General features: G+C 65.1%; 17 protein-coding genes. 4 read left to right on the top strand and 13 right to left on the bottom strand.

The annotated features are described in order from the left end of the window. Positions 1-235 precede the first annotated feature (235 nt). The 11 genes from GGR45_RS17665 to GGR45_RS17615 form a co-directional block, all read right to left on the bottom strand. Complete coding sequence (locus GGR45_RS17665) at positions 236-2359, bottom strand: transglycosylase domain-containing protein (protein WP_246358303.1); 2124 nt, start codon at positions 2357-2359, stop codon at positions 236-238. 54 nt (positions 2360-2413) lie between these two features. Further along, complete coding sequence (locus tag GGR45_RS17660; RefSeq protein ID WP_175310495.1) at positions 2414-3706, bottom strand: dicarboxylate/amino acid:cation symporter; 1293 nt, start codon at positions 3704-3706, stop codon at positions 2414-2416. Between the two features lie 289 nt (positions 3707-3995). Then, on the bottom strand, positions 3996-4271 hold the full coding sequence (locus GGR45_RS17655; protein WP_175310496.1) for a hypothetical protein: 276 nt from the start codon (positions 4269-4271) through the stop codon (positions 3996-3998). Between the two features lie 283 nt (positions 4272-4554). Then, on the bottom strand, positions 4555-5451 hold the full coding sequence (locus GGR45_RS17650; protein ID WP_175310497.1) for a YncE family protein: 897 nt from the start codon (positions 5449-5451) through the stop codon (positions 4555-4557). An 84-nt stretch (positions 5452-5535) separates the two neighbouring features. After that, positions 5536-8025, bottom strand: coding sequence for a CoA transferase (locus tag GGR45_RS17645; RefSeq protein WP_175310498.1), 2490 nt, complete (start codon positions 8023-8025; stop codon positions 5536-5538). Further along, positions 8022-8951, bottom strand: coding sequence for a 3-hydroxyacyl-CoA dehydrogenase NAD-binding domain-containing protein (locus GGR45_RS17640; protein WP_175310499.1), 930 nt, complete (start codon positions 8949-8951; stop codon positions 8022-8024). The genes GGR45_RS17645 and GGR45_RS17640 overlap by 4 nt, the downstream gene beginning before the upstream one ends. 387 nt (positions 8952-9338) lie before the next feature. Further along, on the bottom strand, positions 9339-10460 hold the full coding sequence (locus tag GGR45_RS17635; protein ID WP_175310500.1) for an ABC transporter permease: 1122 nt from the start codon (positions 10458-10460) through the stop codon (positions 9339-9341). After that, positions 10457-11590 (bottom strand): ABC transporter permease, encoded by a 1134-nt coding sequence (locus GGR45_RS17630; protein WP_175310501.1) that lies wholly within the window; start codon positions 11588-11590, stop codon positions 10457-10459. The genes GGR45_RS17635 and GGR45_RS17630 overlap by 4 nt, the downstream gene beginning before the upstream one ends. Beyond that, entirely contained in the window at positions 11587-12591 is a 1005-nt protein-coding gene (locus tag GGR45_RS17625; protein ID WP_175310502.1) for an HlyD family secretion protein, read from the bottom strand. The genes GGR45_RS17630 and GGR45_RS17625 overlap by 4 nt, the downstream gene beginning before the upstream one ends. Further along, complete coding sequence (locus GGR45_RS17620; protein ID WP_483398307.1) at positions 12588-13898, bottom strand: TolC family protein; 1311 nt, start codon at positions 13896-13898, stop codon at positions 12588-12590. Before GGR45_RS17620 ends, GGR45_RS17625 begins: the two co-directional genes overlap by 4 nt. 182 nt (positions 13899-14080) lie before the next feature. Beyond that, positions 14081-14497, bottom strand: coding sequence for an acyl-CoA thioesterase (locus GGR45_RS17615; protein ID WP_175310503.1), 417 nt, complete (start codon positions 14495-14497; stop codon positions 14081-14083). 327 nt (positions 14498-14824) lie between these two features. Here GGR45_RS17615 and GGR45_RS17610 point away from each other — a divergent pair, with 327 nt between their 5' ends. The 4 genes from GGR45_RS17610 to GGR45_RS17595 all read left to right on the top strand — a co-directional run bounded on the left by GGR45_RS17610 (position 14825) and on the right by GGR45_RS17595 (position 21911). Further along, complete coding sequence (locus GGR45_RS17610) at positions 14825-17125, top strand: membrane-bound PQQ-dependent dehydrogenase, glucose/quinate/shikimate family (protein ID WP_175310504.1); 2301 nt, start codon at positions 14825-14827, stop codon at positions 17123-17125. Positions 17126-17150: 25 nt separating this feature from the next. Continuing rightward, entirely contained in the window at positions 17151-18728 is a 1578-nt protein-coding gene (locus GGR45_RS17605; RefSeq protein ID WP_175310505.1) for a long-chain-fatty-acid--CoA ligase, read from the top strand. 30 nt (positions 18729-18758) lie between these two features. After that, a complete protein-coding gene (locus GGR45_RS17600; RefSeq protein ID WP_175310506.1) occupies positions 18759-20474 on the top strand; it encodes an acyl-CoA dehydrogenase family protein in 1716 nt (571 codons plus the stop codon). Between the two features lie 423 nt (positions 20475-20897). Continuing rightward, complete coding sequence (locus GGR45_RS17595; RefSeq protein WP_175310507.1) at positions 20898-21911, top strand: AraC family transcriptional regulator; 1014 nt, start codon at positions 20898-20900, stop codon at positions 21909-21911. 19 nt (positions 21912-21930) lie between these two features. Here the strand turns inward: GGR45_RS17595 and GGR45_RS17590 are convergent, their stop codons facing one another. Further along, entirely contained in the window at positions 21931-23559 is a 1629-nt protein-coding gene (locus GGR45_RS17590) for a GMC family oxidoreductase (protein ID WP_175310508.1), read from the bottom strand. Then, complete coding sequence (locus GGR45_RS17585; protein ID WP_217497856.1) at positions 23556-26069, bottom strand: alpha/beta hydrolase fold domain-containing protein; 2514 nt, start codon at positions 26067-26069, stop codon at positions 23556-23558. Before GGR45_RS17585 ends, GGR45_RS17590 begins: the two co-directional genes overlap by 4 nt. Positions 26070-26283 lie beyond the last annotated feature (214 nt).

Here is a 26283-nt window from a genome sequence, read left to right as displayed (position 1 = left end):
TTCGCGCAGAGGCGCGGAGGACGCAGAGAGGCATGTCTGGCCGACAGGCCCTATCGTCTCTCAGCGTATCAGCCTGGGCCATGCCGGGGCCACCGCGCCAAAGCCCTCTGCGTCCTCCGCACCTTTGCGCGAACAAAACCTCTTCGCGTCATCGCGGCTTCGCGTGAATTTCAAATGGATCACGCGAAGCCGCGATGACGCGAAGGAAAAAGCGTCTCCCGCTCGAGAGCGTTCGCTATTCCCCCTCTCCCTCGCGCTCGTCGGGCGGGCGGCGATCTTCGGGGGGCGGGCCTGCGCGGTCGGGGCGGCGGCGGCTTGGGCCGACGGTGATCGATCCGTCGTCGCCCATCTTCATGTCCAGACCCATGCCCTGGATGATCTCGCCCACCGGATCGCTTTCGGTCGGGATCATCTCCTCATCCGTGCTATTGGCCAGCGCGTCAGGATCGACCTCTTCCTGCACCACGGGGGCGGGCACGGGCGGGATGTCGAGCGCGGACTGCATGAAGGCGCGCCAGATGCGCGCGGGCACGCCGCCGCCGGACAGGCCGGGATTGGGCGTGTTGTCGTCATTGCCGACCCAGACGCCCACCACGAGATCGCGCGCAAAGCCGATGAACAGCGCGTCTCGCGAATCCTGCGTCGTGCCGGTCTTGCCATAGGCATCGACGGTCAGCAGCGCCTGCCGTCCCGTCCCCGTCTTGATCGAGGAGGAAAGCAGATCGAGCATCCCGTCATGTACCGCCGAGGAAAAGCCGGTCTTGCGCTCGGTCAGCGACTGGTACCAGCCTTTGTCCTTGACGTCGTTCAGCCCACGCGCGGCGACCGGATAGCTTTCGTTGGCGACCGCGGCATAGGCGGCGGTCAGCTCCAGCAGGCTGACGGTCGAGGTGCCCAGGCCGATCGTCGCCTCGTTGGGGATCGGCGTGGTGATGCCCAGGTCGCGCGCCGCCTTGATGACCGACTTCACCCCGACTGCCTGGGTCAGTCGCGCCGCCGCCACGTTGGACGACCGCGCGAACGCCTGGCGCAGCGTGATCTTGCCCAGATAGCGGCCGTCGCTGTTCCGCGGCTTCCACCCGGCGATGTCGACCGGCTCGTCCTCGATGGTCGAGTCCGGGGTCATGCCTGAGCGCAGCGCGGCCAGATAGACGAACAGCTTGAAGGCCGAGCCCGGCTGGCGGCGTGCCTGGGTGGCGCGGTTGAACGGGCTCTTGGAATAATCCTTGCCACCGACCATCGCGACGACGCGGCCGTCCGGGCGCATCGCGACCAGCGCGACCTGCGCCTGGTTCAGCCCGGCGCTGCGCACCGTCCGCTCGGCGATCCGTTGCAGCCGGGGATTGAGCGTGGTCTGGACGGTCGCCTCGGTCTTGATCTCGCCCGCCTGGTCGCGCGCCTCGGGCAGCACCCAATCGGCAAAATAGGTGCCGCTGGGCAGGGTTTCGGGCCGTGAGGCGAGCACGCGCTGCGGCTGGACGGCATCGGCCTCCGCCTTGGTCAGGAAGCCCGCATCCTCCATTGCCGCGACGACCACCGCCTGTCGGGCGCGCGCGCCCTTCAGGTTCGTCGTGGGCGCAAGGCGCGAGGGGGCTTTCACCAGACCCGCCAGCATCGCCGCCTGGCCGATGTTCAGCTTGTCGGGCGTCCGCCCGAAATAATGTTTCGACGCGGCGGTGATGCCATAGACGTTATCGCCGAAATAGACGTTCGACAGATAGCGCGAGAGAATCTCGTCCTTGGTCAGCCACGCCTCCAGCCAGAAGGCGATCATCGCCTCGCGGATCTTGCGCCCCGCCGTCCGGTCGGAATCAAGAAAGGCGTTCTTCGCCAGCTGCTGGGTGATGGTCGATCCGCCCTCGCGCACCCCGCCCGAGCCCAGATTATGCCAGGCGGCGCGCAGGATGCCGCGCGGATCGACACCCCAATGCGAATAGAAGCGCCGGTCCTCGATCGCCATGAACGCCTCGCGGACATGGGCGGGCAGCTTGGCGGCATCGACCGGCGCGCCGATGATCGCGCCGCGCCGCGCGATCGGCGTACCGTCATCGGCGGTCAGCGTGATCGAGGGCGGCGTCGGTGGCTGGAGCGAGCGCGACAGCGGCGCGGTGACGGCCAGCCAGGCGATGGCGATGACCAGCAGGATGATGCCCGCCCCCGCCCCGCGCGCGATCCAGCGGCCCCAGCGGATTTTGCGGCGAGGCCGCTCGGCCAGCGCATCGTCCTCGTCGGGGCCGAAGGTCCAGCTCTGCGTCTCCGCATCATAGAGCGGATAATGCGGCCCTACCGGCTCGTAAGGCCGGTCCAGGGGTGTACGGTCGGGATTAAATGGGTCGGGGCGCATCTGGGGTTCCGGCATCGGCCTCGCGTGTATTACTTTACTAGAACACCGCGCGCAAGCTCATGGACGTGTTTACCCCGTTTGCGGCACCTCCGGCAAGCGGTCCACCGGCGGCGCGTCGGTGATAAGGCCTGCGCGATGCGCGACGATGGTGGGGACCAGCGCCTGTCCTGCGACGTTGATCGCGGTCCGCCCCATGTCGAGGATCGGATCGATGGCGAGCAAGAGCCCCGCACCCTCCAGCGGCAGGCCCAGCGTCGACAGCGTCAGCGTCAGCATGACGACCGCGCCGGTCAGCCCCGCCGTCGCTGCGGAGCCCAGCACCGACACCAGCACGATCAGCACATAATCGCCGACATGCAGCGGCAGGCCATAATATTGCGCGACGAACAAGGCCGAGATCGCCGGATAGATGGCGGCACACCCGTCCATCTTGGTCGTCGCGGCGAAGGGCACGGCAAAGGCCGAATAGGCGCGCGGCACGCCGAGGCGCCGCTCGACGGCATCCTCGGTCACCGGCAGGGTGGCGATCGACGAGCGTGACACGAAGCCCAGCTGGATGGCAGGCCAGGCGGCGGCGTAGAAGCGCTTGGGCGACATGCCGTTGGCGAGCAGCAGCAGCGGATAGACGACGAACAGCACCAGGCCGAGCCCGAGATAGACCGCCAGCGCAAAACTGCCGAGCGCGGACAGCGACTGCCACCCATAGCGCACGATGGCATTGCCCAGCAGCGCGCCCGAGCCGATCGGGGTCAGCCGGATCACCCAGGACAGGATACGCCGGAAGATGGCGAGCGCGGAGGCGTTGAACGACAGGAAGCTCTCGCCCTTGTCGCCGACCCGAACGGCGGCGACGCCGATCGCGACCGCCATGACTATGATCTGGAGGATGTTGAACGACAGTCCGGTCTTCAGCGCGCCGCCGTCGCCCGCGCTGGTCGAGGCGGACAGGCCCAGGATATTGGACGGGATCAGCCCGCGCAGGAAGTCGAGCCACGACCCCGCCGTGTCGGGCCGCACCGCGCTTCCCGCCGCGACGCCCGCATGCAGGCCGGGTTGCAGCACGGTGCCCAGCGTCAGGCCGATGGTGACGGCGATCAGCGCGGTGATCGCGAACCAGATGAAGGTGGCGGCGACCAGCCGCGCGGCATTGTTCAGGTCGCGCAGCGCCGCGATCGACGCGACGATGGCGGTGAACACCAGCGGCACGACCAGCACCTTGAGCAGCTGGACGAAGCTCTCGCCGACGATGCGCAAGCCTTCGGCCAGCCCGGCCAAGCCTTGCGACCGGGCGAGCAGGCCGAGCAGCAGGCCCACGGCCATGCCGACGAACACCTGGGCGCCGAACGAAAAACGGAATCTCATCCGACCATAGCTAGCGAGCCGGTAAAACGATCCCAACCAAGTTTTACGTGTGGGGATGAAAGCTCCCCATTTCAGGCCCTTTGAGGGGCGGGGGAGAATGGTGCTGCCGGTGAGGATTGAACTCACGACCCCAGACTTCCCAGAGAATTGCTGATGGGATCCGCAGGTTCCTGTTGGTATCTAGCGGATGTTAACTGGCGGATCTCCGCGCTCTATGGGGCTTCGTATCTGCACGGTGGGCGCTGCAGGTTACTTCCTGCGTGTGCCCCGGTCCTGACCGAATTCCCGGTCATCCGGCCCGATGAGGATCGATGTAGATGGCGCAGGAGCGCGGCGTTTCGAGGCGTTCGGTAGTCATCGCCAGATCGCCGGTGCGCTGCGCCCATGCGAACTCGAGCCTGTCGACGTTCTTCGGCGGGATGTCGGCCAGTGCGCGATAGCGTCGGTTCGACAGGGCTCCGCCATAATCCCGCCTTTCCTTATCCGCCTCGTCGCTCGTCGCAGCCCGCGTCGCTGGTGGCCTCGTATCCTGCGCAGGTAGCGTCGATCCGGCGAGGCCGACCACGTCCGGCACCCCAGCGATGGCCGGTATGCCCCGCCGATGTGAGCACCCCCGACGACGACGTGATAGGGGGATCCGCCGGGTGACAGAGCAACACCCCCCGGTGGCGGCGAGGAAGCCACCGAACAGCGCGATGGGTCAAGCTACCGACAGAGTGTAGAGGCGCGGCACCGGCGGTATCCTTTTGGAAGCGGGCTGTAGGACTTGCAGCGTCGAAATGCTTGGGATCGCAGCTCATGAGCGGTTGGCGATCCGACCTCGGCAGCCCGATGTGAATTGGGCGACTCTATTGTGAAAAGGCGATCCCCGTCAGCGGATTGCCGAACTGATGCACCACGGCGAACGTCCCGTCGACGAGCGAAAACGAATGGATCGTACCGCCCAGATCGCTGACGAAGATCCGTTGTCCGGCAGTATCCAGCGCCAGACCGATCGCCTCCTGCAAGCCGGTGGCGAGAACGACGTGGTTGGATAGGCCGTCGACACCGATATCGGCACAGTTGAGGGAATTACCCGCCACTGACGGGTCGCCGCGATCGGTCCAGTACAGCTTCCGCCGATCGAAATCGATCTCAAGATCGATCGGCTCGGGCAGATGGTCCAGCAGCAGTTCGACATCCCGGTCGTGGAGCGGCGCCGGGCCAGCCTGGAAATCGATGGGGGCACGGAAGATTCTACCGCGACCGCCATCAGCAGGCCCCTTTTGCGTCCAGTAGATATATCCCCCGAGGTCATCGAGGGCGATGCCGACGCAGTGTCGCAGAATCTCACCCGTCTGCTCGGGCCAGTCGCCGGTGCGCAGCAAGTTCCGCAAGTCGCTTCCATCGGTTCGGCACGACCAGAGCGCCATGCCCTCGCGATCACAAAAGTACAGCCGGTCGGTTGGTCGGTGGAGCCGCACCTGTTTGGGCGTCACGATGGCCCCATCCCCAATCAGGGTTGCGTGATCGGTGCCTCCGATGCTGCATCGCTCGACCGATCCGTCATCCCCGGGGAATTCCTCGCCGCTCAACGGCGGCTTGCCCATGCTCGTCCAGTAGATCGCATCGTCGGCGGCGACGACCTGGATGCCGTCGGGGACGCCGTACAGATCACCGCGCACGGTTTTGATGTCGCCACTGTCGACATCGAGCGCGACGATTGCTGCCGGTCGGGCCTGGAGAATGTACAATGTGCCGGTCATGATGACTTTCCTTCGATCGCCTCAGGCGAGGTACCAATCATGTGTCGAATGCGGCACGGCCTTGCGGCCGTGACCGCGTCCCGGTCAGGTGGGAAGTGGGCCGGTCGACAGATCCCAGCTGCTCGACATACCGGACGGTAGCGTCGCAGGGGCCGCCCCCATCAGTGCTTCCAGCAAGGCGACCGTATCGGCGCCGGGCAAATGGCTGGCGTGCAGACGGCGGCGAGGGCGTGATCCCCAGCGCAGCCAGGTGGAGTCCGGGACGTAAAGTTCCCCTCGGTCCTCGCCCTGCGGCACGAGCAACGTGCGGCCGGACGGAAGATCGGTGGTGACCAACGTATCTGCCCATGCTCCCGGCTCGGCCTTCTCGCGCAGTGCGCGGACGTCAAGCACCTCCGCGATGGCGAGGATCGGAGATTGCAGAGCCCGGACCAGTTCCGCCGCCTTCCTCTTCTCGAACGCCTTTGCGAGAGTCTCGCTTGCGTCCTGCCATCGGTCAGGCAGGGAGATCGCCATCGCCGCCTCGATCGACGGGCGGGCCTGCAGGTAGAGGTCGGGTTCCAGCGCCAGATAGATCCAGCCATCGGAACTGCGATACAGGCTGTTTAGCGCATCCCAGCCTCGCGCATTCTGGCCGCTTGGTTCGGCAACGGGGCGTCCGGTGATGAAGGGCAGTTGGATCCAGGCGGCGGTTCGTGCCAGCGACGTTCGCGTGACGATGTTGCGCGCGCCGCGCTCCCTTGCGACAAAGCCGCACAGTGCCGACAGCGTGCCCGCAAAGCCGGTGAAATAGTCGATCGTCGCAGCGACGCCGTGGACTTCGGGCGACGATAGACCTCCGTACCTGACCATGATGCCGGACATTGCCTGGACGACCGGGTCGTATGCGGGCCGGTCCCCCCACCCCTTGCCGAGTGACCCGCCATACGCCGTCACGGCCGTGATGACGCAATCCGGCTTCGCGGCGTGCACCCGATCGGGGTCGAAACCCAGCCCAGCCGCCTGGTGGGGCAGCTTGTTGTAGATCACCGCATCGCTGCGCTCGATAAGGCGATCGACGATGGGCTTTGTCGCCTCGTTCTTGAGGTCGATGATCGCCGCGTCTTTGCCCTGATTGACCTCCTGACCGATGAACAGGAGCATCCGCGGTCCCATCTTCGGGTTGATGGGATCGATATGAAGTACCTCGGCACCGAGCTCGGCCAAGGTGCGCGACGCGACTGGGCCTGCGATGACGTTCGCAAGATCGAGGATTCTCAAGCCCGAGAGCGGCGGCGTCGCTGATTCTGCTGGTTCCGGTGCGTTGGCAAAGAACCGCCCGTCGCTAGTCCAGCCGGTGAAGACAGGCGCCGCTGCCTTTTGAGGCAGAGGCATCGAACCATGATCGCTTGCCGATATGTCGACGAGGTGACCCGGAGCGAGGATTGTCGCCTCGTCGTCATCATGCGCCACCACGATCCCTGCCTCGCGGATCGGTCCGAAGCCGGTCCATTCCGCCGTGGTCCGCTGCACTGCCGCCGGCACACCATGTCGGCCCAGATGATCTTCCCATTCGAGGGCAGACCGCGTCAGGAACAGCGCTTCCAGCCGCTTGGCCAGCTGCTTCATCCCCGATGTGTTCGAGCGGTAGGCGTAGACATTGTCATCGGTAGGCGGCACGTCGAGGATATTGCCGCGGCGCAGGCCCATCGACTCCAATTCGTCGGCGATGCCCATCGCGCTCAATAGGCGGTCGATGTGACCGATATTGTCGATGACGAGGATGAACAAATCCCGCCCATCGGCGCACGCGTAGCTCCGAAAGAAGGGAGGCATCTGGCCATCGAGGAACCGCTCGACGCCCGATGCCAGGACACCCGGAAGCCTGCGCAGGTTCAGATGGTCGATGATGACGGTGGGGATGCCCGGCTCGTTATACCTCTTTGGTTGCCCTTTCGTCCGCATGAGCGGGCCGGCCGACGCCGACATGGCGCCATCGAGCAACGGTGCCTCGATCCGGTCGCCGCGCCCATCGCGAAGTCGACCGAACACCGCCGCCGTCACGCCGATCGCCGCGTGGAGTGCCGAATATGCGGAGGCCAAGGGCAGGGCGGTGAAGACCGGTGGAAGCGAAAAGGCTGCACCCCAAAAGGAGATGTCGGTGAAAAGCGCAGCGTTTGCGGCGATCACCCCCTCCCAGCCAGGCATCGATGCTCTGGCATCGCTCTCGGAAAAGCCCGGCAGTGATGCATAGATGATCTGGGGATTGTCCTGCCGTACCTGGTCATAACCAAGTCCGAGCCTCGCCATCACGCCGGGTCTGAAGTTCTCGATCACCACATCGGCTGCGTTGACCAGCGCCAGCGCTTCCGAACGACCGACCTCGCTCTTCAGGTCGAGTTCGATGCACCGCTTGCCACGATGAAGTATCCGTTCGGCGGGGTGGCGCTCGGCTGCACCCGGTCGCCGCACCGACACGACCTCGGCGCCTTGGTCAGCCAGCAGGAGCCCCGCCATCGGACCCGCAAGCCAGTGACCGAATTCGACAACCCGCAGACCGGCAAGTGGGCCGCCCGATGTCGTCGCGCCGCTCATGCCGCGGCCTTTCTCGTCGCTGTAAGGATCGCAATCTGCGCGCGACCGGCATCCTTTGCGGCTGTCGCGTAATCCTTCTGGCCATACGCCTCATCGATGGTCGCGGCGACGTCTGTCATCGCTTCGGGCGTGGGCGATCCGAGCTGGATGTGCTCCATTTCCTTGCCGACGTTTTCCATTAGGTGCTTGGCTCCGCCAGGCCCTCCACCGAGACGAACGGCAGCGAGCGGGCCGACGGCCGCCCAACGCAAACCGAGCGATCCCCGCATCAGCCGATCCAGCATTTCCGGTTCGACGACGCCGGCATGGACGAGACTAAACGCCTCCCTCAAAAGAGCTAATTGCAGCCGGTTGCCTACGAAGCCGGCGATCTCCTTCTTGAGAATAACCGGCTCACGACCAAGGGATGCGTAAATCTCGGCGGCGCGATCGATCGTGGTTTGCGACGTCTTTTCGCTTGGCACCACCTCGACAACAGGCAGCACATGCGGCGGGTTGTAGGGATGGCCGACGATGATGCGGCTGCCATCGGCGATGTCGCGTGCGATCTCGCTTGCGGGGATCGACGAACTCGACGTCGCCAGGATCGTGTCGCCGGCCGTGATGCTTTCGAGCTTTGCGAACAGCTCACGCTTCCAATCGACGCGCTCGGGGCCGTTCTCCTGTACAATGGAGACGCCGTCCACCGCTTCCTCCAAGGAGGCCGAGGCTGTTATCCGTGACCTCAAGTCGGAGGTTTCGACATCGACTCCCAAGGCGATGAGCGCAGGCGCGGCTTCGGAAACGGCATCGTCTATGGCTTGCCCCAGGTCAGGCCGTGGATCCGATACGCGGACCGTCCAGCCGTGGGCGGCGAACAGCGACGCCCAGGATAGGCCGATAGTACCAGCACCGATGACGGCGACTGAACGCTGTGGCGAGTTCATGCTATTTCTCCAGCTTTTGCGGAACAAACAGCTCGATACAATTTTGTATCCATATGCTCAAAAGATTTCTCGGCAGGTCACGTTTGGCGCGGCGGACTCGTCCTGTCGCTTCAGCGACGGTAGCCGATGCCCGCGCAGTCCGTTTGAAGCGTAGCGACGAATAAGCCGGAAAACCGAGCTTGTGCCTGCCCGCTACGAAGGCTGCGGCCCTCCGAAGCGGCCGGAGCTTTTCATCGACCAGTGTCCACCTTGACGTCCCAGCATATCGCCATGGGCAGCGGATTCACGAGATGCTTCGCCGCAAGCCGGGCGGCGCGTTCGTCACCACCGACCAGATCGGTGCTCGTCGCGTCGCAAGGGTGCCATTTCGCCTTGCTTCCGCTCGAACTAAGGTGCGGACGTCAGGGTCGAGCGCGGCGACGATCCGACGATCCGGATATACGCGAGTAGGGAGTAGACCACGGCGAGCGCCACCATCGTCAGGAGAGGGACCGCCACATCGCCGAGCGTCGCGCCCATCTGATTGAGGGGCACGAAGGTGTGAACCCCCGACGTCGACGGTATCAGACGTGCGAACGCGGCAACGAAGTACGGCATCTGGTCGAGCGGGTAGGTCGCACCGGTGAGGAAGAAGAAGGGAACTGAAGTCGGACCGAGCATGTAGATCGCCCGTTCGCTTCGATCGAACACGCTGCCCACCAGCAGCCCCAAAGCGGCCACCGCCGTCGCGAAGATCGGGACCACGATCATCATGCCGACGACATTGCCGTCCATCGGGACGGCCTGGACCCAGAAGATAAGCCCGAACAGAAAATAGCATCCCAGAATGCCGACCGAGGAGAAGGCCGCCAGCGTCCCGCCGAACTCTGCCGCGCGCATCCGCCACAGTCCCGTCCTGCGCCGTCCACCCATGAAGGTCGCGGCGCCGAACAGAAGGGTCTGCTGGATGATGATGACGGCCACCGATGGAAAGACGTAACCCTTGTAGCCGCCCGTCCTGTTGAAAAGCGGCTCCGTCACGACCGCGACGGGCGGGCCACCGCGACTGATCTGGCCACCCGGCAGGAGATGCGTCTTCGCTGTGTTCTGGATGACCGCCGTCACCGTCTCGCCGATCGTGCTTGCACGCAGCAGATAGGTTGCGTTTACCCAGACGGCGATCCCCGAACCGGGCGTTCCCGATCGCAGCTGGCGCTCCAACCCGTCGGAGATCAGAATCACCCCGTCGGCCTTGCCTTTTCGCATGTCCGCCTGCGCGTCGGCGAGGTTGGCGACCACCTCCGCGACGCTGATCGCGCGGGTGGCGTCCAGGTCCAGGATCATGGCGCGGCTGAGGGCGCTGTCATCCTGATCCACGACGACCACGGGCAGCTTACGAGGCGTTTCGTGGGAGTAGGGAGCCGGGTAGTAGAAGGCATAGAGGACGACCGCGAGCAGCATCGTGCTGAGGAGCGTACGCGAGGTGAGGATCGTGCGCCAAGTTTCGAGAAAAGCCCGATCGAAGGTCATGCCCGGCGCGCTCTTGCCATGATGAAGGCCCATGCTCCGCCGCCCGCGATGACGACATATGCCATTAGGGATGTCGTCGGCGCGACCGCTGCGGCGACCGCCTGGCCGCTCACCTGCCCCATCTGGAGCGCGATGTAGTGGGTGAGCGGCAGTACATTGCTCCAGGTGCGCGCGAACGCGTTCGCGCCGTTCAGCGGCAGCGTCGCGCCCGAATAGGCCAGCGCGGACCCTGCATATACGGCACTGGCCGACAGAGCCGTGGCAGTCTCGCGCGTCACCGCCACCAGCAAAGCCGCGATGGCGGCAGTCGCGGTGTAGAACAGCGTCTGGCCACATGCGATGAGGACGATGCTCCCCTCGACGCGCCAACCGCGCGCAAGGGTCAGATAGAGGAGCCAGACGAGCCCCCAGCCGCTGATGGCTAGGACGTAGGGCAGCATCTTGCCGACCATCGCCGAAGCCACGCCGCCGCTGGCCTTCGCCCACGCCGAAAGGGACTTGTCCTCGAGTTCGCGTCCGATCGCCATGGCGCAGACGCAGGCCGCGATCAGATGCAAGACCGCCGGGAAGATCAGTAGCCCCAGAAACCATTCGAAGCTCGACGGCGCGTTGCCCAGCGGCGTCGCTTCGACGGCGAGACGCCGGACGCGGCTCGCCGGTACCGCATGATTGGGCAACTGGTCGGCCGCGATCTCTGGGAGCGCTTCGGTCACCGCCTCCTCAGCCGCACGGGCAACCTGCCCCCCTGCGGTCAGGAAACTTCCGTTGTAGAGGATGCGGACGACCGGTTCCCGATGCCGGGCCACACTTTCGCCGAGCCCCGCCGGAATGTGCGCGAACCCCATGATCTTACCGGCGCGGACCGCCCGAACCGCCTCGACCTCGCCCGGATAGTAGCCGCCGAACCGAATGAGCGGCGAGGCATCGAGCGCCCGGATGACCGTTCGGCTGGCGGTGCTAGCGTCGCCATCGACGATCCCCAGCGGCACCTGGAGCAACGGACCCTGCCAGAATAAAGCCGCGACGATGAAGATGAGGAATCCGGGCAGCAGCGTGATCCCCGCGAGATCCCAGCGATCGTGGCGCAGATGCTGCACCTCGCGTACCAACGCCCGACGAAAGGCGTTCATTGCGGCCAGTCGAACAGGACGCTCATTCCCGGCCTTAGCTTCTCGATCGGGCGAACCGGATGCAGCCGGATCTCGAAGGTCCGCACGTCGTAGCCCGACGACTCGCGCGTCGCGCGCCATGTGGCGAAGTCGCCGCGCGGCGCCACCAGATAGACCTTGAAGTCGGCATCGCGCTGCAGCGCGGGTATGTGACCGTGTAGCACCGAGCCGATCCCGAGACCATGATAACGGTCTTCCCGCAGGTTCAGCGCGACCCAGGGATGATCGATGTCGATGACCTGATAGGCGGGGATGACGGGACTGACGATTTCGCCCGGCTGTACCAGCTTGCGGGCGACCTCGCCGGCGATTGGCGAGAACAATTGCGTTTCGCGCCCCAATGCATTCGCGGTACGCAGCGCGGCTTCGGCGATGCGCACCTGAGCGTTGGCCGCCTGTTTGTTCTGGGGACGCGCACCTGCCAGTGCCTTCATATATTGCTGTCGCGCAGCCTCGGCATTGCGAGCGCTGCTGTCGCGCGCTGCTGCTGCCTCATCCCTGCGCTGGGCTGCCACAACCCCTTGCGCGTACAGGTTGGAGGTGCGCCGGCTCGTGACCGCTGCCAAATCCGCAGCCGCCCGGGCGGCCTGCCATGTCGAGCGCAGCGTCGCGATGTCCTCCGGCCGAGCGCCCTCGTTGGTTTCCGACGCGACCGCGCGTGCGGCGTCGAGAGCACCTTGGGCCTGCGCCTGTCCGCCTGCAATCTCGGGACTCGACAGCGTGGCCAGCAGCGTTCCGGGTTGAACGCGTTGCCCCTCCTCGGCGATCAAGCGCTCGACGCGGGCGAGCGCCTTGGTTCCAACGTTGACCTCGTCCGCATCGACCATGCCCTGCAATTGCTCCGGCGCCGGACGACTCGCCAGCCACAACCCCAGGATGATAACGACCACCATGATCAAGCCTATGGTGATCGCGATAGGCCGCTTGCTGCGCCTTGCCGGGGCGACCGTTTCCTCGTTCACTTCTCGTCCCCCAAACGTCGATCGGCCCGCGCCAGATAGGTGGTGAAGTCATCGACCCGGTGGCTGGTCGCGAGCAACCCCGCCAGCGCGAGGTCATATTCGTAGGCCGCCGCAATCCGTTGGGTTTGCGTCGATGCCAGCGTCGCCTCGGCATCGACGAGCGACGAGGATGGGGCTTCCCCCTCGAAGAACGAGATTCGCTGGACCCGCAGGTTTTCCCGCGCTGCTGCAAGGTTGCTGTCGAGCAGCAGAAAGGACCGCCGGGCCGTTTCGACCAAATTCCAGGCACGGACGATTTCGCTAGCCACGTCCCTGCGTGCCTGCGCTGCCGCGTCTGCGGCCGCCCGCTCCTGCTCGCGTGCCGCGTCGAGCGACTTCTTGCGGTCGAAATTCGACAGCAGGGTATATCGCAGGCTGACGCCGGCTACCCAATCGGGTTCGGTCGGCAGTGCGTTGTCGCGATTGGCATTGTAACTTCCGAACGCGAAAGCCTGTGGACGGTAACGGGATTTCGCCAGACCGACGCCGGCACGGGCGATGTCACGGGCAGCGTCGGCACCGCGTGCCCGCGGCGTCGCATCGATGCCGTCGATAAACACGCTGACCGGCGGCAATGGCGTCGAATTGACGAACAGGGGCGTCAGCGCGTTCACACCTCCCGGCTGATCGAGCAATCGCGCCAGCGCATCGGCGGCCGTCGCTTCCTCAAGCTGAGCGCGGACATGCGCGCGCTCAGCAGCATCGCGAGCCACCTGGACCTGAAGGACGCGGGCATGGGGAATAACCCCGTTCTGCTCGAGCTTCTTCGCATCGGACAAGTGCCGGTCAAATCCCTCAAGCGTCTCACGCGTGGAGCGGGTCAGCTGTGCCGCGACCTGCTGACCAAAATAACTGCGAACAAGGCCCACGCGGGAGACATCATGCCCACCGGCCTGCTTGGCGCGCGCTACATCGACAGCGGCGTCCGCGCCTGCCTGAATCGCGGGGATCGCTCCGCCTGTGTAGAGGGGCATGGCGGCGGTGATCGTAGGTCGGAACACCGTGTTACGCGTCTGGTATCGCAGAGTGTCCGGGATCGCGCCGAAGATCGTTGGCAGTGCGGCACCAACCCGCTGCGTGACCTGCCCGACGATCTGCTGAAATCCGACCGGGAACTGGCCCGGCAACTGTGACAGGAAGTCGGTTGCGGCATTTGCCGCGTTATCCTTCGGTCCGGTGAGGTCGACGGACAAAGTCTTCTGATACTCGATGACGCTAGCCGACGCGCTGATTACCGGACGGTGAAGGCTGCGCGTAGCGTCAGCCATCAGTTCGCTTGCGCGGACGGCATGATCCTCGCCTGAGAGTCCAGGTGAGGCATCGTCGATCCGCGCGAGAGCCGCGTCGAAGCTCAGGGACTGGGCGCTCTGCTCGCTACGGCTCTGGGCATTCGCCGTCCCGGTGCAAATTATGGCCGCCAAAGCTACCGCTTGCGATGCGAGGCGGCCCGTCACGCCGTGGCCTCTGATCCGCCCAGGAAAGTATCGCGTACATTCCGGTCGAGGCGAACCGGACGAAGAGAGGTGATATCGACGCTGCACCAGACGCTCTTGACGTCCGCCAGCACGGTTGCGCCGCGCCGTATCGTTGCCCCGAAATATGCGCGAGCCCCGACAATCCGTTCGATGAGCATCTGAACATCGACGCGTTCGTCGAGAAACGCCGGGCAGCGATAGGTGATCTCGTGCTTCAGCGCGACCCAAGCGACCGAACGCACAGCTCCGCTGGGGGCATTCTGCCTCCAAAAGGCTGTCACAGCATCCTGAACCCACCGCAGATAGACCGTGTTGTTCACATGCCCCATGTGGTCGATATCTGATGCGATCACTTCGAACGCGCTGAAATGACCGTTGCCGCCTTCGGGCATTTGATCCGTCCTCATGGAATTAATTGACAGCAATCAAAGCTTCGCAGATATTGTCATTAATGACAATAGTGATAATCCCTGCCCGGCGTCGGCGCCGCCAGCCGGACGAGCTTCGCGAAGAGGCGATCACTGCGGCTTGCGGGATTTTGGCGGCGGATGGGCATGGGCGATCACCCTTCAAGCGGTCGCCGCGGCGCTGGGCATGACGCACGGGAGCATCACCCAGCGCACGATACGCATCGCTCCGTCGAAGCCCGGCTAGCCGGACGGCGAAGCAGCTCACCGACAGGGTCGCTCTGCCGCACCAATTTCTGATCGGAAACCCCGATGCCGAAGCTTGCAAGAGTCTACGCCTTCATTCTGTTGATCATTGGCGCTGCCCTAACGGCGGCCGGTCTGTGGCTGACAGGGCTGGGCGGATCCCCGTACTACGCGATCTTCGGCGCGGCACTCGCCGTTGCGCCCGTTCTGGCCTTGAGGAACCATCGCGAGGCGAATTGGGTGCTTGCCTTGGCGTTGGCCGGCACCGTGATCTGGTCGATATTCGAGGCAGGGCTGCGCTTCTGGGACCTCTTTCCCCGTCTGCTCGCACCGATCGCGCTGGTCGGTCTTGGCTTCGGGCTGTTCCCGTCGATCGTCGCGGGCGGCGGCCGTCGGCGCTGCCGGCTCAGCGCCGCGGCCTGTGCGGTCGCGTTCGCCGCCATGTTCGGCCTCGCCTTCGTCCCTCATCCCACCGTGGCAGCGGGAGAGGCGATGGGGTATTCGCCGGGCGCAGGCAACAACGCACCGCAGGACTGGACCTCCTACGGGGCGACCACCGCCGGGCTTCGGTACGCGACCTACAACAAGATCAATCGCGATAACGTCGGGTCGTTGAAGCCTGCGTGGACGATCCGGACCGGCGACATGGGTCCGGGTGTCGATCAGAACACGCCGCTCCAGATCGGCGACACTCTCTACAGCTGCACGCGCAACAACGTTATCCTCGCACTCGATCCGGACACGGGCGCGACTCGCTGGCGCTTCGACCCTCATGCGAAGGCGCCGTTCTGGCAGCGCTGTCGGTCGCTCGGCTATTACCAGTCGGCGACGACGTCAGGCGAATGCCGGCAGCGGATCATCGCCACCACCATCGACGCCCGCTTGATGGCGCTCGACGCCAGGACGGGCAGGCTGTGCTCCGGCTTCGGGAAAGGCGGCACGGTATCGCTTGCCCAAGGCATGGGGCCGATCAAGCCCGGCTTCTACTTCCAGACGTCCGCCCCGCTGGTCGCGCGCAACGTGATCGTCATCGGCGGATGGGTGGTCGATAACGAGCAGACGGGGGAACCCTCGGGCGTCGTCCGCGGCTTCGACGTGATGACCGGCAAGCTTGTCTGGGCATGGGATCTCGGCAACCCCGCGATCACGCGCGAGCCCCCCGCCGGCGAGACCTACACGCGCGGCACGCCGAACATGTGGACCACCGCTGCTTATGACGACAAGCTGGGCCTGATCTACGTGCCGCTCGGCAATGCAACGCCGGACTATTACGGCGTGCAGCGCAAGCCGTGGGCGGATCGCTACAATTCGACGCTCGTGGCGCTTGACGTGACCTCTGGTCGCGAGCGCTGGAAGTTCCAGACGGTGCATCACGACCTGTGGGACTATGACCTTCCCGCACAGCCGGCCCTCGTCAATCTGCGCGGCAACATCCCGGCACTGTTGTTGTCCACCAAGCGCGGTCAGCTATTCCTGCTGAACCGGGCAACCGGTCGGCCGCTGAGCCGCGTGGTCGAGAAGCCGGTGTCGTCGGCAGGCAGCATGCCGGGGGAGCGCATGTCGCCGACCCAGCCTTATTCGATCGATATGCCCGTGATCGCCGAGACGCTCGACGAGCGGCGGATGTGGGGCATGACGATGTTCGATCAGCTCGCGTGCCGCATTTCATTCCGTCAGTTGCGCTACAGCGGCGACTTCACGCCGCCCGGCATGACCCGATCCATCGAGCATCCGAGCAACCTCGGCGGCATGAACTGGGGCAGCATGTCGGTCGACGTGCCCAACAACAGGGTGTTCATGAACGACGTCCGAGTCCCGATGGTCGTCCAGCTGATGACCCGTCCCGAATTTACGGAGTTCGCCAAGAAGAACCATCCGGACGGCACCGGGCACGGCCCCTCGCCGCAGTTGGGCACCCCCTACGGCGTCAACGTCCAGATGTGGATGACCAAGCTCGGCGTTCCGTGCTCGCGGCCTCCGTTCGGCACGATCACCGCGATCGATCTGAATACCCGCAAGATTGCCTGGCAGGTGCCGGCGGGAACCGCCGAGGAACTGGGACCATTCGGTATCAAGTCGCACCTCCCGATGCCGATCGGCATGCCGACCTATGCGGGCACCAGCGTGACCGCCGGGGGGCTGCTCTTTTTCGCGGGGTCGCAGGACTATTATCTGCGAGCCTACGACACGTCGAACGGCAAGGAAGTTTGGCGCTACCGGCTCCCGGTCGGCTCGAGCGCGACGCCCATGACCTACATCTCGCCCAAGACCGGGCGCCAGTACGTGCTGGTTTCGGTCGGCGGCGCCGCCCATTCGAAAGACGTCGGCGACTACGTCATCGCCTTCAGCACGCCGAAATCCAACTAGAACAACCAAAGCCTTAGGAGAAATCATGACGCAGCCGAGACTGCTCGAGACCGTTGCCGCGGAGGCGTATCGCTATCCCCTCCTGATCCGGCGACTGCTGCCCCAGCCGCAGACGACGGATACCGAGATCGTCAGCGACGGACGGCGTTTCAGCTATGCTGCATTCGTCGAGCGTGTCCACCGCCTCGCATCGGGCCTCGCTCAACACGGCGTTCAGGCCGGCGACACCGTGGCAGTGATGGACTGGGACAGCCATCGCTATCTCGAATGCTATTTCGCAATCCCCATGCTCGGTGCGATCCTGCAGACCGTCAACGTCCGTTTGGCGCCGGCGGCGATCGGCTTCACGCTCCGGCAGAGCGGCGCTTCGACGCTTCTTTATCACGACGATTTCAAGGCGCTCGCCGCCGCGCTCGTCCCGGCGCTCGGCATCGAGCGCACCGTGACCTTCGGCGGCACCGCGACGGACGGCTTCGAGGCCCTGGTCGAGGCGGGCGACCGCGACTTCGCGTTTGCGGACTTCGACGAGAACGCTATCGCCACGACGTTCCACACGACCGGCACGACGGGCGATCCCAAGCAGGTCTTCTTCTCGCATCGACAACTCGTCCTGCATACTCTGGCGGCGGCCGCGACGATCGCAAACCAGCCGGTCGGACAGAACGTCATGCGGACCGACGTGTACATGCCGATGACGCCGATGTTCCACGTGCATGCCTGGGGTCTGCCGTATGTCGCGACGATGCTGGGGATGAAGCAGGTCTATCCCGGTCGCTATGATCCGGCGACGCTTCTGGCGCTCAAGCGCAAGGAGGGCGTGACCTATTCGCATTGCGTTCCGACCATCTTGCGGATGCTGATCGACGTCGCGCGGAAAGATGCGGTCGACCTGGCTCCCTGGACGATGATGATCGGCGGATCGGCGCTGCCTGAAGCCCTCGCGCAGGAGGCGGAGGACGTCGGGATCATCGCACTTTCCGGATATGGCATGTCGGAAACCGGGCCGGTCGTGACCCTGGCGCGCAGCAAGCCGGGAGAGCCCGTTGAAGCCCGGTGTCGCGCCGGTTTCCCGTTGCCGCTGGTCGATATCGCCGTCGACCATGCCTGCGGCGGGGAACTGACACTCCGTGCTCCCTGGCTCACTCAGGGTTATTCGGGACAGGATGCCTCAAACGCCCTGTGGGATGGCGGACGCCTGCACACCGGCGACATCGCGGAGATTGACGCGGACGGCGCGGTCCGGATTGTCGATCGGCTCAAGGACGTCATCAAGACGGGTGGCGAATGGGTGTCCTCGCTTGAGCTGGAATCGCTTTTGATGGCCGAAGATGGCGTGGCGGAAGCGGCCGTTGTCGGCATTCCCGATGCTCGCTGGAGCGAGCGGCCGGTAGCATTTGTCGTCCGCGGGGCCGGGCCGGCGGTAACGGAGGGATCGCTGCGGCAGGCGGTGTCCGCCCGGGCACAGACGGGAGCGATCTCGCGCTACGCCATCCCGGATGCAATCCACTTCTGTGAGGCCCTGCCAAGAACGAGCGTCGGCAAGGTCGACAAGAAGGCGCTGCGGGAGACGGCCATCGCGTCCGCCTCGCCCGCGACCGCCTGATCCCACGACTGTTTCGGAAAGATTGACAGAATGGCCCCCTCATCGCCCGCTACCACCGAAATCCGGTTCGTTCTCGATACCGTCGCCCGGATCCGCGAACTCGCCCGGCACGATTCTTTCTCCGACGCCAGCGATGACGTCGTCGATGCCGTGCTCGAGGGAGCCGGCGAGTTCGCTGCCGGCGTATGGGGGCCGCTCAACGGTATCGGCGATACGGTCGGGGCACGGTGGACCGAGCATGGCGTCGTCATGCCCGAAGGGTACGCCTCGGCGTATCAGGCCTATGTCGAAGGTGGATGGGGGACCATCGGCGTTCCGGTAGTATATGGCGGCCAGGGACTGCCCTTCGTGCTGCAGACGGCGGTTCTGGAACTGCTCGGGACCGCGAACACCGGCTTCGCGCTCTGCCCGACGCTGACGGTCGGCGCGATCGAGGCGCTGGTCCATCACGGTTCGGCCGAACAGCAGTCGCTATACCTGTCGCACCTCGCCACCGGGGCCTGGACCGGCACGATGAACCTCACCGAGCCGCAGGCGGGATCGGACGTCGGCGCGCTTCGCGCGCAGGCTCTCCCCCGCGGCGACGGGACATGGTCGATCAAGGGCACCAAGATCTTCATCTCCTTCGGCGACCACGACATGGCCGAAAACATCGTCCATCTCGTGCTGGCGCGGACGCCGAACGCACCAGCGGGGACGCGCGGCATCTCCCTGTTCCTCGTGCCGAAGTTCCGTCTCGACGCGAACGGAAAACCGGCTGAGCCCAACGACGTGAAGGCGGTCTCGATCGAGCACAAACTCGGGCTGCACGCCTCGCCGACATGCGTCCTGAGCTTTGGCGATCATGACGATTGCGTCGGCGAGTTGATCGGTCCGGAGAACGGGGGCATGCGCGCCATGTTCACGATGATGAACAACGCGCGCCTGAATGTCGGCTTGCAAGGCGTTCAGATCGGTGAAGCCGCGACGCGCAAGGCCGTGTCCTATGCGTTGGAACGGGTTCAATCTGCCCGCGCCGGCGCCCTTGACCGCACGCCGGTACGGATCGCGGATCATCCGGACGTGCGGCGCATGCTGATGCGGATGGCCGCCCAGACGCAAGCCGCGCGCGCCCTGGTCTACTATGCCGCCGCGCAGGTCGATCTCGTGAAGATTGGCGACGATGAAGCTCGAGACCGGCTCGAACTCCTTACGCCGCTCGCCAAGGCGCATGCCACCGATCTCGGCAACGAGATCGCGTCGATCGGGGTTCAGGTGCATGGAGGCATGGGCTATGTCGAGGAGACGGGCGCTGCGCAGTTCTTCCGAGACGCCCGCATCACCCCCATCTACGAGGGTACCAACGGGATCCAGGCGGCAGATCTCGTCGGCCGCAAGCTCAGCCTGTCCGGCGGCAAAGCCTTTGCCGCGTTGATTGACAATTTGCGAGCGACTGCGAAATCGGCGCCACTCAAGCAACTGATCGATTGCTGCGAGAATGTTGGACGCCGTCTTGCCGCTGCCGATGCCGACGATCGGCTCGCGGCCAGCTATCCCTTCCTGACGATGCTGTCGGTCGCGGTCTGCGGTTGGCTGATGGAAAAGCAGCACAGCGCAGCGGCCGACGACGAATTCGGCCAGGCCAAGAAAGCAACGACGACATTCTATCTTGATCAGATAGTTCCTGAGGCGATCGGGCTGGCGGCCGCAGCCAGTGCATCGGCAGACCAGCTCTATGCGATCGATCCAGCACTGCTGCTGGCCTGAGGCGCCGAAGGTTTTGGCGTCCGGCGCTGGTGGGATGGGAGTGGCATGATCGAAGGAAAACCTGGATCATAAGCATCGTTCACCATCTCGATGGCGGTCGATGGCAGGTCGAGTCTTGTACCTTTTTCTGACGTCCGACGATCGGTACCTTTTTCCGTGCTTGCAGCTCCGAACATCTCGGTGTTTGATCCCGCAATGGGGTGATACGTTTAATCGCCACGGCATGCGTGAGACACTATGGGCCAAGTTCTGCACGGCAGCGCCCCGACGACTGAGGCAGTCCGTCGAGCGGCGTTATGTCGGAGATAGGCGGTCGAAAAAACAAAGGTTGGGGACGCAATCGTTACCGCTTGTGCCAGCTGCGGCGGTGACATGCACTCCAGCTTTGCCGCATAGTGGCGCTCGAGAGGACATGGGGACCTGATGCCCTTCTGGAACTTTGCGCGGAGCACCGCCAGCGTTCGACTGATGACGGCCTTTGGCGCGGAACGCGGTCTTTCGCTACCAGCCCTGCTCGCGGGCACGCGGCTTGGCCCCGCGCAAATCTTGGATCCCAAAATCGAGATCACGGCGGAGCAGGAGTTGCAGGTCGTCAGCAACCTCCTGGGCGCATTGGGGGATCCGGTCGGCCTGGGTATAGAGGTCGGCCAGCGATACCGCTTTTCCACCTACGGGCTCTGGGGCTATGGACTGATCAGCAGCGCAACCGGCCTCGACGCTATATCCCTCGCACTTCGGTTCCTGTCGCTCACCTACGCCTATTGCGCCATCTCTTTCCATCAAGACGAGCAGATTGGCGTCTTGCAGTTCAGCGAGCCGGGCGGAGGGATCGGCGAGTCCGAGCGCTCGTTCCTGCTGCTTCGCGACATGGCGGCGGCGGCCACGCTAGAAAGCGAACTTGTCGGGAAAGACTTCACACTGCGTGGCTTCGACCTGCGATCCGCGTTGCCGATGCCCGGCATGTCGCTCTTCGGTGCATGGCCGACACCGAACTGCCCGACGAACAGCATCACGTTCGACATCGAGCCCTTCCGACGTCCTTTGCCTAACGCTGACCCCGTGACGACCGCCATGTGCGAACAGATGTGCTCCCAACTCATGGAGCGCCGTCGAGGATATCTGAGGATGGGAACCCTTGTCCGCCAGTATCTGAGCACGCTGCCGGCGAACGCCACGGGAAGCCTTCCAAGCTTCGCCGATTACGCGAACACGAGCGAGCGAACGATCAAGCGCCGTCTCCATGACGAGGGGACCAGCTTCCGACAAATCTCCGCCGACTACCGCCGCGCTATCGCCGACGAATTGCTGGACGACGGGACGCTAAATCTTGCCGACATCGCAGAGCGGCTGGGCTTCAGCGATGCGTCCAGCTTTTCGCAGGCGTACAAGAAGTGGTCAGGCGCCCCTCCCAGTCTGCAGCGCCGCCGCCGCGCCTGATTTTGGTCATGTGAGCGAATCAGGCGGCCATCGGTGAGATCGCGGCTGAGTTGCGTCCCAGAATCAGGTCGGATGCCCGCTCGCCGATCATCGCGGTCGGGGCCTGCGTATTGCCACTGATCAGCCGCGGCATGATCGAAGCGTCCGCAATCCGCAGTCCCGTTACGCCCTGGACACGCAGCTGCGCATCGACGACAGCGTTCTCGTCGCTGCCCATTCGGCACGTTCCGACAGGATGGTAGATCGTGTCGGCATGATCCCGAATCAGCGTGCGCAGCGTCGCGTCGTCGTCCCGACCGCTGCCGTATACCGGTTTCCCTCCCAACGCCGCGAGCGCGGGCGCGACCATGATCCGCTGCGCGATCTTTACGCCCTTCACCAGCGTGTCGAGGTCGCGCGGATCCGACAGGAAGGCGGGATCGATGGCCGGCGCGTCGCGCATGTCCGGCGAGGTCAGTCGCACGGTGCCGCGACTATGAGGTCGCAGTGCACATACATGGATCGAATAGCCGCGACCGATATGGAGCTTGCGGTTATGATCGTCGACGATCCCCAGACAGAAGTGCAGCTGGACGTCCGGCCGCCCAAGCAAGGGATCGGTCTTCAGGAAGCCGCCGGCCTCAGCGACGTTCGAAGTCAGCATTCCGCGCCCGCCGCGTCGCCAGCGGCTGATCGCCGCTGGCATGGCGGCCGCAGTGGCGGCACTGAGTCCGAATAGGCCGGCCGCACCGCTCCTGACGTTGATCGTGTAATCGATGTGATCCTGCAGGTTGGCGCCGACTTCCCGTCGGTCCGCGATGACGGGAATGCCGAGGTCGCGCAAATGGAAGGCCGGGCCGACGCCTGACGCCATCAGCAATTGGGGGGTGCCGAAGGCGCCGGCCGCCAGGACGATTTCCTCACGCGCTTCGATGACATGGTCCTCATTGCCCTTCCGCACCACGACGCCGCTTGCACGGCGGCCGTCGAAGCAAATGCGCACGGCCTTGGTGTCGCCGAGCACGATCAGGTTGCGGTAGCGAGACCGGTCCTCGCCGAGGTAGGCGTCCGCCGCGCTGAAGCGCCGCCCCTCGCGCTGGAACACCTGATAGGCGCCAACGCCCTGCTGATCGGGGCCGTTGAAATCGGAATTGTAGCGAAACCCCGCCTGTTTTGCGGCCTCGATAAAGGCTTGGGTTGCAGGATTGGGTTCCCGCAGATCCTCGACGCGCAGGGGGCCGTCACCCCCGTGCCGTGCATCGGCACCGCGGGCGTTCGACTCGGCGCGGCGGAAATAGGGAAGCACCTCTTTCCAGGACCAGCCCGACGCGCCCAGCGCATCCCACTCATCGTAATCCTCCGGCTGTCCGCGCACGTAGATCATCGCGTTGATCAGGCTTGATCCGCCGACGCCGCGTCCACGGGGCTGATAGCCGCGCCTGCCGCCTAGCTGTGGCTGGGGTTCCGTCAGATAGGCATAGTTATGCCGACCCCTGAACGCGACCATACCGGCGATGCCGAGCGGCACCTTGGTCAGGACCGAGGGCTTCGAGGGGCCGGTCTCGAGCAGCACGACGATGCGATCCGGCCGCGCTGCCGCCAGTCGCGACGCCACCGCGCAGCCGCCCGGCCCCGCCCCGACGACGATGTAGTCCGCACCAGCGATCATGATATCCCTCCCTCGTACTGTCGCGCCGCCGCGTTGCCATCTCCGTGTCCGCCATGCGGCTTCGCAGGGGACCGGATACCGGCGGCAGACGCCCTTGCCACGGCGAAAGCAGCGATCTCGCTGATCGCGTCGTTCGCCGATCGCAAGAAGCCCGCCTGCAGCTGGAAGACATGCCAGCGACGGCGATGGACCTCGAGCGTCGATGCGACACCGCCCCGGCGGGCGGCGCGGTGGAGCCGCTCCGCGTCTGCGAGCAGGGTTTCGTCCTCCCCCGCCTGAATAAACATCGGCGGAAGACCGGCCAGCGATCGGTCAAGCGGACCGTCGCCCGGTCCTCCATACCACCGCATTGCCTGCTTCAGCCACGCCGGCCGAATCATCGGATCGCGTCGCGCCATCAATGAGAGGGTCTCTCCAGAGAGCGACGCGTCGATGAAAGGAGACAGCAGTGCGAGGCCGGCGGGCAGAGCCTGGCCCTCGTCGATGAGCCGCAAGGCGAGCGCGAGCACCAGAGCGCCCCCCGCAGAATCGCCTGCCAAGACTATCTGCGAGGCTTCGAGACCGCTTTCGCGCATCGCGTGCCAGCATCCGAGCGCGTCGAGCAGCGCGGCGGGATAGGGGTGTTCGGGCGCCAGCCGATAATCGGGGACCCAGACGGGGATGTCCGCGGCCGCGGCAAGCCGGCTGGTCAGCGCGCGGTGCGTGAAGGGGTTGCCGAGGCAGAAGGCGCCGCCATGCAGGTACAGGATCGCAGCACGACGCGTTGTCGCCCGGCCGACGATCTCGACATCAACGGGACCGACGCGTCGCCGACTACGCGACACCCCGCGCTCGGCGGCCATCGTCGCTGAGATCGCATTCGTCATCATGCGCTGCACCTGCGGACCGAAAGGCGGGCCGGCGAAACGACGGAACGTCGCCCGCAGCTGGCCGCGAATTGCACTGGCCATCATCCCTTCGCGCCGACCCCCGGGCGCGTGGACGAGCGTGTGGCCGCTGCCGCGCGCCGTCGTGAAGCGGTAGGCATCGAGGCTTTCGCGCAGAGCGGCACGACGATAGGCGAACGTGAACCCCGGCCAATTGGTCGTGTTGCGTCCGGATGCATCGGTGTACCAGCTGCGGCAGTCGGCCCAAACCGTGCGGGTGAGGCGTCGTTGCGTCCTTGCATCGTGCATCCGATGTGCGCGCTCCCGCACCTCTACGGCGTCCGCGCCGATGGCCGCCATTCGGGCGCGGCAGCGCAGGACATGGCTGATCTGCGCCTCCAGCATGTAGATGATCGAATTGTGCCCCAGATTTGTGTTGGGACCATAGAGTATGAAGAAATTCGGGAACTTCGGAACGGATACGCCGAGGTAGGCGCTGGCGCCGTCGCGCCAGGCCTGGCGCAGGTCTACGCCGCCCCGACCCACGACGCGCATCGGCACTAGGAAGTCGGTGGCTGCGAACCCGGTCCCATAAATGATCGCGTCGAAGGGCCGCTCCTGGCCGTCGGCGGTCCTTACTCCGGTTTCCGTGAGCGATTCGATGGCCTCGGTAACCACCTCCACGTTGGACCGGGCCATGGTCGGTAGATAGTCGTTGGAAAGCAGCACCCGCTTGCAGCCGACCGGATAGTCGGGATCGAGCTTTGCACGGAGCGCCGGGTCGGGGATTTCGCGGCCGAGCGCCTTGCGGAACGCACCGCCGGCCTGCCAATCGAGGAGCGCCTTGAAGCGGGTGAAGGCCAGCGCGCGGCTCTCGTAAGCGAGATAGGTCTTCAGGCGCTGAAGCCGCATGTAGAGCGGGCCGGAGGCGAATCGCGCCTTCTCGCGTTCGCTATAGGCACGATCGGGTCGAGGGATGATGTGTGCCGGGGAACGCTGGAAGATGGTGATCGTCGCCACGAGCGGAGCGATGGCGGGGACCAACTGGATCGCCGACGCTCCCGTCCCGATCACTGCAACACGCTTGCCGGCGAGCGGAACGTCATGCCGCCAGCGAGCCGAGTGGAACGTCGGGATCGTGGGACGATCAAGACCGGCGATCCGCGGCAACGCGGGACGGCTGAGCTGGCCGACGGCGCTGACAACCATCCTGGCCGTCAGCCGGGCACCATCGACGAGGCTGACGCGCCAGACCCCGGCATCCTCGTCGTAGAGGGCTTCGGCGACCTCCGTCCCGCACCGGACATGAGGTCGGATGCCGTAAGCGTCGGCGCAGCGGTCGATATAGCTTCTGATCTCTGCCTGTGGTGCGAAGACATGGCTCCAATCGGGATTGGGCGCGAAGGAGTAGGAGTAGAGGTGCGAGGGAACGTCGCAGGCGGCGCCGGGATACTCGTTGTCGCGCCAGACACCGCCGATGTCGTGCGCCTTCTCCAGCATGAGGAACGCGTGCACGCCGGCTCTCTTCAGGGAAATCGCCATCCCGACTCCGGCAAAGCCAGCGCCGATGATGATGACGTCCAACGGTTCGGTGTCGCACACGCGCCCACCCGGCGTGCTATTCGCCTGCCGCATCTCGAGCATCCTGTCCTACCTTCGGCTTCAAGGCCGATTTCGACGAACGTGACAGGTCTAACCCGGTCCAGGAATGACCCGGCGGGCCAGCGCCTTTATCGAAGAGGACAGGGCCAGCCCGACCCAATCTTAGGGTATAGCTCGCCGGGCATGGCCCAACTTCTAAGAATGTCGGCCTGCTCCACCATGGGGCGTTCGTTCCACACGATGCAATTTGGCGGTA

The organism is Sphingomonas zeae (assembly GCF_014197135.1).
GTDB classification, from domain to species: Bacteria; Pseudomonadota; Alphaproteobacteria; order Sphingomonadales; family Sphingomonadaceae; genus Sphingomonas; species Sphingomonas zeae.
Note: the sequence above shows the minus strand (reverse complement) of the source record. Positions and strands in the feature narration are given on the sequence as shown.